The organism is Streptomyces sp. NPDC002125 (genome assembly GCF_053593715.1).
In genome coordinates, this window is sequence record NZ_JBSFDD010000012.1 from 214,439 (window position 1) to 223,618 (window position 9,180).

A 9,180-nucleotide genomic window follows, 5' to 3' on the forward strand; every position below is an offset into this window, starting at 1 on the left:
AGCGAAGAGGGACGTGTGAGCAAGTTCTGGCAAGTGCACTGGGTGACGAGGCGGCACGCCGCCGAGGCGAGCGATCACCCTGTGTTGAAGGAGTGGGCCGACCTCGATGTACGGGAGGAGGCCGCCCGGATCGACCCCGGGGACGTGTTCTTCACGGACCCGAACTACCAGGTGGACCTGCGGCTGACGCTGTACACGACGCGTTCGGCGTTCGCGCATCTGGCCAGGGAGACGCGGCGGAACTACGCCGGGGACTGCTGTCTGTTCTTCAACTTCCTGTGGCAGCGGGGCAAGAACTGGTGCGATGCCGAGGTCGAGGACCTCCTCGATTTCGAGGACTGGCGGCGCTGGTCGCCGCGGAATCCCCGGCGGATCGGCGGCTCGAAGTGGGACCGCGAGCTGTCCGCGCTGGCCCGGCTCTACAAGTGGGCGGCGGCGAAGAGGTACGTGGCGGTCAACCCGGTTGTGATGCGGGAGGTGCTGGGCCGCCACGGCGAGATGGTCAGCGTTCCGGCCCAGCGGGCGAAGGACGCGAGGTCGAGCAACGTGAAGTGGCTGACTCCGCGGGCCTACCGGTTGTGGAGGGACGTGGGTCTGCGCGGCTACACCGCGGACGGGCGTCGGGATCCGTCGTTTCGGGGCCGGAACGACGACCGCAATGCCGCCTACTCCGACCTGCTGTTTTCCTCGGGGATGCGCTTGTCGGAGGGCGGTTCGCTGCTTACTTTCGAGGTGCCGGCCCTGGAGGAGAGCGTGAAGCGCTTCTTCGACGGGCGGCTGGCGAAGGCGGCCACGAAGAGCCGGCGCGAGCGGACGTTCTACGTCGCGGTCGAGGATCTGCGGTCGGTCGCCGCCTATGAGCGGACGACGCGGCGGGCGGTGATCCGGCGGGCTCAGGCCAGGGGCGTCTACGAGGCGAGGGACGACATCTGGGTCCTGGAGAAGCGGTCCGGTCGCCAGCGGTCGATCCTGCACTTGTGGGACGAGAACGGGCAGTCGGTCCAGCGGCCTCTGTCGTCGCTGGACGTCGAAGAGCGTCAGCGCCTGTTCGTCGAGGGGGACGGCGGTCTGGAGCCGTTGTGGCTGTGGTTGTCGCAGGACGGGCGCCCGTTTCAGCCGCATTCGTGGGAGGCGGTTTATCGGGCGGCTTCCGAGCGCTGCCACAAGGTGCTGGAGGGCAAGGTTGCCGAGCCGCCCTACTTCACACCCCATATGGCCAGGCATTCTTTCGCGTTGAAGATGCTGGTCGCGCTGATGCACGCGCTGGACAAACGGTTCGGCCTCACGCCGGAGGAGCGGCGGGACTTCCGCCTGCTTTACGGGGATGCCTGGCGGATGGTCAAGGACCTCCTCGATCACGCGAGCGAGGAGACCACCCGCAAGATCTACCTCGCCCCTGTCTCGGACCTGCAGATCAGGTCCCTGCTGCTGGACGAGGCCGACCCGGGCACCAACGAGCTCCTGGCCCGGATCGCGAAGATGTCGGAGCGCGTCATAGACAGCGAGGCAGTGGTATGAGCACGCGAGGACGACCCGCTGCTTTGCCCGGGGACGACGGGCACCGGCGCAAGCTGCCGCTGGAGCCGGGTGACCTGCTGGTCTGGCACGTGGCCGAGGACGGGGCGAACAAAGCCAGTTACGACTTCGGCCAGCTGGCAGTCGGTCCGCGGATGCAGCGCGAACTGGCGGAGGCATTCGCCCTTCAGTGCGGTCCCACCGGCACCTGGAAGACGCTGCCCTCCAGCCGGGAGCCCTGGCTGATCTTGCTCTACTTCAGCCGCTTCCTGGCCGAGCAGGCGCACGTTCCGCAATCTCTGGGCGAGTTGACCGCGGACATCTGGGCGGGCTGGCGGCTGAGCCGCACGCCGAACTCCACGGGCAGCCGGCAGGTCCGCAAGGTCGCCCGGCTGCTGAAGCAGCATCCGCTGGTGCCCGAGGAGACCCGGAAGCTGATGAGCAAGCGGATGCCGAAGGAGAAGGCGCCGAAGGAGACCGCCTACAGCGACGCCGAGTTCGACCGCATCAAGCTGCTGGCCACTCAGCGGTTCCGACCAGCTCTGCATCGCATCCGTGCCAACCGGCAGCACCTCCTTGACTGGCGGGCGGGCCAGTTCGAAAGAGGTACAGACGGCTGGCTCGTCGGTGAGGCACTGGACCATTTGGTCCGCACCGGCGAGACGCCGTTCTTCATCCGCCCGGACGGCCGCTACCGTCCCGACCCGCGTTACACCGAAGCCCTGGGCGGCAACCGGGCCGAGGACACGTGGATGCGGCTGTTTATGACCACCGATGAGGGTTGCGCACTGATGATCCTGATCATCGCGGCCTACGGGTGGAACGCGACACCGGTCGTCGAGATGAAGGTGCCCGATGCGAGCCCCGACGCGGGCAACGAGGGGCAGATCATCTACCGGGTCGAGTTGGAGAAGCGGCGCCGCCGGCCGGCGGACCGCTATGAGACGAGGAACCTGGCCGACTGGGGAGCGACCTCTCCCGGACGGCTGATCACGCACGCGATCGAGTCCACCGCCCCGGCACGGGAGATGCTGAAGAACGTGGGGGCACCCACCGACCGGCTGATCGTCTGGCGGCTCGCTCAGCGGCGGGCCGCCTACGGCGAGGGGACGGCCGGCCTGTTCGACGGCCACTTCCACGCCAACGTCTGGCGCAACTGGCGCCAGGAGCTGGGCGGCGAGGTCTCGTTGAACCTGCGGCGCCTGCGCAAGACCGTGGTGATCGCGCATCAGCGGCAGCCCACGCAGCACAGTCAGGACACCCACGACGGTGCTTATGTCCTGCCGGACCCGCGCACGCACGCGGCGGCCCAACCGGTGATCACCGACGGGATCGAGGAGGCGATCGAGGCGGCCAGGTCGTCGTTCAAGGCCCAGATCAGCCGGGCGGACACGAACGTGGACCAGGACACCCCGACCACCAGCTGCAGCGACTACACCCACAGCCCGTTCGGGGAACAGGGGGTGCCTTGCCGGGCGTCGTTCCTGCTCTGCACGGCCTGCCCTAACGCCGTGATCACACCGCGTCACCTGCCGCGGCTGGCCTATCTGCTGCACGTGCTGGAGGAGTTGAGGGCGGCGCTTTCGCCGGAGGTGTGGGACCAGGACTGGCGCGAGCCCTTCGCGCGGCTGCGGGACCTGCGCAAGGCCCCCGACTTCACCGACACGGAATGGAACGACGCCCTGGAGAAGGCAAGTGCCCACGAACGAAGGGTCATTGACCAGCTGATGATGAAGGGATTCGACGCATGACCCTGGCCTTGAACCCCCGCTTCGCGGCCCCGGCGGCCGACGCCTTCGTGTTCGATCCCGACCGGGCGGTCGAGGGCCGTCGCGACTTCGTGCCCCGCTACGGCGACGACGGCTGGTCGTTGCTTGCGCTGACCCAGAACCCCTCGCAGACGGATGACATCATCCGCTGGCGATGGTTCCCCGAGGTCTTCAAGGAGCCGTTCCGTTACGCATCCTGGACTTTGATCAACTACCCGCTGCCCGACAGGGACGTTGCCCTGCGCGGCGCCGCCATGCGCTCCAAGCTCAGCGTCGGCCGGATCACGAGGACGGTCAGCGACTGGTCGATGTTCGCCCAGTGGCTCGACGAGCGCGGGATCAAGCAGCTCTCGCTGGTGACGGCCGGGGATTTGTCGGATTACAGCCACCATCTCGACAAGGTGCGGGGGCTGGCTCGCAACACGGCCGCCAGTCATCTGATCGCGCTCTCCCGGCTGCACTACTACGGACGGTTGTATCTGCCCGACACCGACCGGCTCGTCACGCCGCCGTGGGTCACGGAGGGCATGGACGACTACTTGCCGGCGGCCTCGCCGCTGGGCGAGAACGTCACCGATCCGATCGCCCCGGCGACGATGGGGCCGTTGCTGGTCTGGGCCCTGCGGTTCGTCGAGGAGTACGCCGACGACATCCTGGCGGCCTTCGAGGAACACCGACGGCTGGTCGAGATCGCGGAAGGGCTGAAGGGCCCGTTCAAGAAGGGATCGGGCCTGCGGCTGGTCACCTACCTCGAACAGCTGGAGGCCGAGGGCAGACCCGTCCCGGCGTTGATCGGAGACACGAAGATCTCGACGCCGGGGGTGTTCCTGGCCGGGCTGACGGGGACTCCGGCCGTGAAGGTCCACCAGGTCATGAACTATCCGCGCTGGAAGGCATACAAGGTCCAAAACCCCGGCCGGTGCCTGCTGGATACCCCCATCACCGCGAAACTGGGCGGGGAGCCCTGGCACGGTCCGTTCGACTTCCACGACGTCCCCGGGATCCTGAAACACCTGGTCACCGCCTGTTTCATCGTCCTGGGCTATCTCACCGGGATGCGAACCGGGGAGATCCTGGCGCTGGAGAACGGGTGCTGCCCGGATCCACAGGGGCCGCCGGAGGCGGCCCGGCGGCACCTCATCTATGCCCGGCAGTTCAAGGTCGCCCGCGACGACGACGGCAATCACCAATCCGCCGGAGTCGTACGCGAAGCTCCCTGGGTGGCAGTCCCGCAGGTCGTCACGGCAGCGCGGGTGCTGGAACAACTCGGCGGGCACGAACTGCTGTTCGCAATTGAGGTCCACGAACCGCTCCAGCCCGAGCGCCGCAGCGGCAGGTCGCTGGCGATCGCCACGATGAGCAACCGCATCGAGTCGTTCATCGGGTGGGTCAACACCCATGCCCAGAGCCGGGGACGACAGGCTGAGGCAATCCCGGCCGACCCGCATGGACGGGTCGGCACGGGCCGCTTCCGCCGCACTCTGGCCTGGCACATCGCCCGCCGACCCGGCGGACTGGTGGCACTGGCAGTTCAGTACGGGCACATGCGCACGCTGATCAGCGAGGGCTACGGATCGCGCTCGCGCGGCGGCATCCACGACCTTCTCGACTTCGAAACCGCCCGCAACGTCGCCGAGCAACTCAGCGAGGTCCACGAGGCCATCCAGGACGGCGCAGGCGTCTCGGGCCCCGCCGCAAGGCGTCTGATCAACGCCGCCGCCCAGGAACACCACCGCTTCAGCGGTCTCATCACCTCCAATCGTCAGGCCAAAGACCTACTGGCCGACCCGACCCTGAACGTCTTCGAGAACAAGGAGGCATTCCTGTTCTGCAACTACGACCGGACCAAAGCGCTCTGCCATCCCGGCCGCAACGCGAAGAGCGAGGCCCCCAGCCTGGACCGCTGCAAGGTCAACTGCGCGAACATCGCCCGCACCGACACACACGCACATCAACTCCGAGAAGCAGCCGACGACTTGGGCCGCCAGGCCGCCTCTGGCCTGGTTCCCGAACCACTGGCCGACCGGCTGCTGGAACGGGCCCAGGTCCTGACCGAGCTCGCTAACCAGCACGACCACGACCGCGTCCTGGCGGCAGCGGGGGCCGAGTCGTGAGCAACGACAACGAGAGGAAGAACATCAGGGCCGCGATGGACCGGCTGCTGGCCGGCACCCCGCTGCGGTCCGACGGAGCGCTGACCGTCCTCGCGCTGGCCGCCGAGGCAGACGTGAAACGCCACGTCCTCACCCACCGGCATACCGACCTCAAGGACGAGTTCTACGCGAAGGTCCGAGCTCAGGGACGGGTCCCCGACAGCGAACGCAAGCTGCGGGCCGAACTGAAGAAGACCAAGGAGCGACTGGCCGAGCTGATCGAGGAGAACAAGCGACAGCAGGCCGAGATCGAGACATTCGCCCGCGTGGTGAACGTCCTCACCATTGAGAACCACCAGCTCCGCGACCAGTCGGGGCATAAACGAGCCTCAGTGGTGGCCTTGCGCCCGGCCCCCGAGCCCGGCTCGTAGTCGCACCGCCTCGTCTCGTCCTGACCGCTGCGCGGTCAGGACGAGACCACAGGACCTGTCGAGCACGAGCTCAATCAGAGGGCACCGCCGTCTGATCGACGAGCACTCCTCGTCCGAGGCGTTGCGTTGACCACGTGAACCCGCACCGATGGGAGGGCGCAAGCGTCCTGCGAGCAACCGCGCGGTCCGGCCAGGGACTGAGAGTCCGGTGTTTATACCTTGCTCGCGACCACCATGTAGTTCTCGGCCTCAAGATCGAACGTGCTCAGTTCCGTTTGGAGTCCGACCCGGTGCAGCTCGACTTCGAGTTCCTCGTACCGGTAGGGCCAGCAGGACAGCAGTTCCGAGCGGACAAGAACCGGCCCGGTCGCATCAACTTGGGCGATCGCAATCTCGATGTGGTGCTCGTCCTCCCAATGCGGCGCAATCTCCCAGCGGTAGACCACGACGGCATCGCGACCGTTCCGGCGGACGAGTCGGTCCCAGATGTCCAGCCGGGAACCTCTGGCCCTCACGAGTTCCCAAGTGCGGGATGTGAGTACCAAACGCCCGCCGGGGCGCAGAAGCCGTGACATCGACTCCAGAGCAGCACCCCTGCCTGTCGCGCCCGCGGCATGGTGAAGCGAGTTGCCAACGCAGAACACCATGTCGAACGTGTTGTCCTGGAAATGGTCGGGCAACTCTTCCCAGTTCGCCCGTACGGCCCGCACGGATGTCCCGAACTCCTCAGACAACTCTGCAGTCCGACGAACCATCGCCTCGCTGGCGTCAGTTGCGACAACCTGAATGCCACGACCGGCGAGGCCAACCGCCAACTGTCCGGTTCCGCACGAACAGTCGAGGACGTGAGCGTTTGACGGCAGGAGACGGAGGACGTCATCGAACGACGCAGCGAACTCGGCTGGAGGCAACTTTGCATCCGAGATGAGCCATTCGTACACCTCGGCAAGCACGTCATATTCCGTCACAACCACTACCTCCGTCACGCGGCAGACTCACGGCGGGACGTCAGTCCATCAGCGGAGCAAGCCGGGCACCAATGGTTTTCGCAAGGATGGGCCACCGCTCGGGCACCACGGGCATCTCGCGCTCAAGCTCGTCACGCGGCCAAGGGCCGCCGAGATAGGTGTGCGCCTCTGGCGACGCCAGCAGCTCGATGAACGCCGCACGGTCCCGGGCCTCGGGCTCACGGAGCGCCAGCCACCTAATCAGCAGGCTCAGCAGCGATCAAGAATCGCAGACCCGATCAAGCCACCGGTCCGGGCCCCACCCTCATCAGCGGGGCCGGGCCCCACAACCACACCTGCCAGGGACGGGATGTCTCCCGTTCTCGTTCACAGCATCGACTTCGGCCGTGGCGGGCCGCATCCCGAAGTGCCGATCTACTTTCGGGATTCGTGAATAGAGCCACCCTCTCCGCTATTACGCAGAGTCACCTCAACAACCAACACCAGGAGTCAAATGAGAGATCGCTACAACACAGCCAGACTTGACAGGGAACTCGGATGCCCGTTCCACGGAAATGCACAGTGGAGGCACATCAGGGATACGTCACCGTCCGAGTGGGCGGATGTGGTCGAATTCGATGCAGCCATCCGTCGGGGAAACGCCCGTGCCAACGCATCGGGAAACCGCCTGCTCGGCGAGGCATTCCTGCATCGCTCCCGCGTCCCCTTGAGCGAAGCCCCGATCGATCACGTCACCGCCGCCGAAAAGGCCGCCCTCCAGATCGGGGCGGACGAGGCGGAGGAACTGGAAAACGGCGTCGAGGACGGCTGCTCGCCCTGGGCGTGCCGCGGAGACGCGGACGCAATGGGGCAGACCGATTTCGGGCTGGCCACGTGATACTCGACCTGTTCGCGGGTCCGGGCGGCTGGAGCCGGGCACTGGGAGTGCTCGGGGTTCGTGACATTGGCCTGGAGTGGGATGCCTGGGCCTGCAAGACACGTTCGGCTGCTGGGCAGTTGACGGTGCGGACCGACGTGGCGATGTATCCGACCTGGCCCTTCATCGGCCGGACCCGCGGGCTGATCGCATCCCCGCCATGCCAGGCGTGGAGCATGGCCGGCAAACGCCTGGGCCTGCTCGACCAGCCGCTCGTGCACGACGCTGTGGAGAATCTCGCCGCAGGACGCGACACCCGCGAGCGCCTCCTCACTGCCTGCCGCGACGAACGCTCCCTACACGCGGCGGAACCGATGCGCTACCTCCACGCCCTGAACGCGGTCGGCGAGCCCGAGTGGGTGGTCATGGAGGAGGTACCCGATGTCCTTCCGCTGTGGAAGCAGTACGCGGCTGTGCTGCGGCGCTGGGGCTTCTCCGTGTGGACGGGCATCCTCAACGCCGCCGACTACGGAGTACCCCAGACGCGAAGGCGCGCCATCCTGCTCGCCTCACGGGTCCGTACAGCTCAGCCCCCCGCACCGACACACGCCCAGGTCGGCGAGCCCGACTCGCTGTTCGGGCCGGGCCGCACCCGCTGGGTCAGCATGGCCGAAGCGCTCGGCTGGGGTGCCACCGACCGGCCCGTGCCCACCGTCTGCGCCGGCGGCGGACCCGGCGGTGGCCCGGAGCCGTTCCCCTCCGGCTCCCGCAAAACCCTGTCCGACGCCCGTGAGCGCGGCACGTGGATGCCCCGGCCGGGCGGGGTGGTCCTGCAGTCCCGCCTCGAAGGCGCGGGATGGGCGGCCCGGCACGGCACCCGCGACAACCTGGCCGCCGACGCTCCGGCGCCCACGTTCACCGCCGAGTCGCACCGCTGGTCCTGGTCCCTGCGCAGCAACAACCAGGCCAACGCCACCATCCGGCCATTGTCCGAGCCGGCGGGCACGCTGTTCTTCGGACACCGCTCCAACGAATGCACCTGGATCGCCGAGCTCCCTGTCTCTTCGCAGGACGAAGCGGGGCCGGTGCCCGCACCGAAGCCGATCCGCATCACCGCCCGCGAGGCCGGCATCCTGCAGACCTTCCCCGCCAGCTACCCCTGGGCCGGAAACAAGAGCCAGCAGTTCTCCCAGATCGGCAACGCGGTACCCCCGTTGCTCGCGGCCCACCTGCTCGCCCCCCATCTGGATGTCCATCTCAGCCCCAACGACTTCACCCTGGCCGCGTAATGCCCCACACGTCCCACCCCGACGAGGACGACCTCGAAGCGATCCCACGGCCGCACCCGGTCTTCCACGTCGAGCAGGCCCTCCTTGGTGCTCTCCTGCTCGAACCCCAACACCTACGCGAGGTGACCGGTATCGGCCCTGATGCGTTCTCCACCGCCGCGCATCGCGCTCTGTTCGCCGCGATCCGCGCCCTGCCGCCCCCGGACCCGGTCGAGCACGCGAAGAACGCGAAGTGGCTCGACACCGTGCTCACCACCGC

Annotated in this window: 7 protein-coding genes and 1 pseudogene; 7 read left to right on the plus strand and 1 reads right to left on the minus strand. The window is 67.5% G+C overall.

Annotation, left to right across the window (positions count from 1 at the left end):
- Positions 1 to 15: 15 nt before the first annotated feature.
- From ACWCQM_RS22045 to ACWCQM_RS22060, 4 genes are read left to right on the plus strand one after another with little or no spacing between them, the layout of a single operon-like run.
- Complete coding sequence (locus ACWCQM_RS22045) at positions 16 to 1,518, plus strand: integrase (RefSeq protein ID WP_334560829.1); 1,503 nt, start codon at positions 16 to 18, stop codon at positions 1,516 to 1,518.
- The gene (locus ACWCQM_RS22050; protein ID WP_450916866.1) at positions 1,515 to 3,266 is read left to right on the plus strand and encodes a hypothetical protein; all 1,752 of its coding nucleotides are present in this window, start codon (positions 1,515 to 1,517) and stop codon (positions 3,264 to 3,266) included. Before ACWCQM_RS22045 ends, ACWCQM_RS22050 begins: the two co-directional genes overlap by 4 nt.
- Complete coding sequence (locus ACWCQM_RS22055; RefSeq protein WP_450916867.1) at positions 3,263 to 5,398, plus strand: integrase; 2,136 nt, start codon at positions 3,263 to 3,265, stop codon at positions 5,396 to 5,398. Before ACWCQM_RS22050 ends, ACWCQM_RS22055 begins: the two co-directional genes overlap by 4 nt.
- Positions 5,395 to 5,808, plus strand: coding sequence for a hypothetical protein (locus tag ACWCQM_RS22060; protein ID WP_240661063.1), 414 nt, complete (start codon positions 5,395 to 5,397; stop codon positions 5,806 to 5,808). The genes ACWCQM_RS22055 and ACWCQM_RS22060 overlap by 4 nt, the downstream gene beginning before the upstream one ends.
- Before the next feature lie 212 nt (positions 5,809 to 6,020).
- Here ACWCQM_RS22060 and ACWCQM_RS22065 read toward each other — a convergent pair whose 3' ends face one another.
- The gene (locus ACWCQM_RS22065; RefSeq protein WP_450916875.1) at positions 6,021 to 6,776 is read right to left on the minus strand and encodes a class I SAM-dependent methyltransferase; all 756 of its coding nucleotides are present in this window, start codon (positions 6,774 to 6,776) and stop codon (positions 6,021 to 6,023) included.
- Between the two features lie 532 nt (positions 6,777 to 7,308).
- Here ACWCQM_RS22065 and ACWCQM_RS22070 point away from each other — a divergent pair.
- From ACWCQM_RS22070 to ACWCQM_RS22080, 3 genes and pseudogenes are all read left to right on the plus strand, one after another.
- Positions 7,309 to 7,653, plus strand: a pseudogene (locus tag ACWCQM_RS22070) (hypothetical protein); the annotation flags it as partial.
- Entirely contained in the window at positions 7,650 to 8,921 is a 1,272-nt protein-coding gene (locus ACWCQM_RS22075; protein ID WP_450916868.1) for a DNA cytosine methyltransferase, read from the plus strand. The pseudogene ACWCQM_RS22070 and the gene ACWCQM_RS22075, both read left to right, overlap by 4 nt.
- Positions 8,921 to 9,180: DnaB-like helicase N-terminal domain-containing protein (locus ACWCQM_RS22080; RefSeq protein ID WP_450916869.1), on the plus strand; the 260-nt coding region annotated here is incomplete at its 3' end. The genes ACWCQM_RS22075 and ACWCQM_RS22080, both read left to right, overlap by 1 nt.

Coding starts and splice junctions, on each gene's coding strand:
- ACWCQM_RS22055 (WP_450916867.1), top strand. CDS start 3,263: ATGACCCTGGCCTTGAACCCCCGCTTCGCGGCCCCGGCGGCCGACGCC.
- ACWCQM_RS22050 (WP_450916866.1), top strand. CDS start 1,515: ATGAGCACGCGAGGACGACCCGCTGCTTTGCCCGGGGACGACGGGCAC.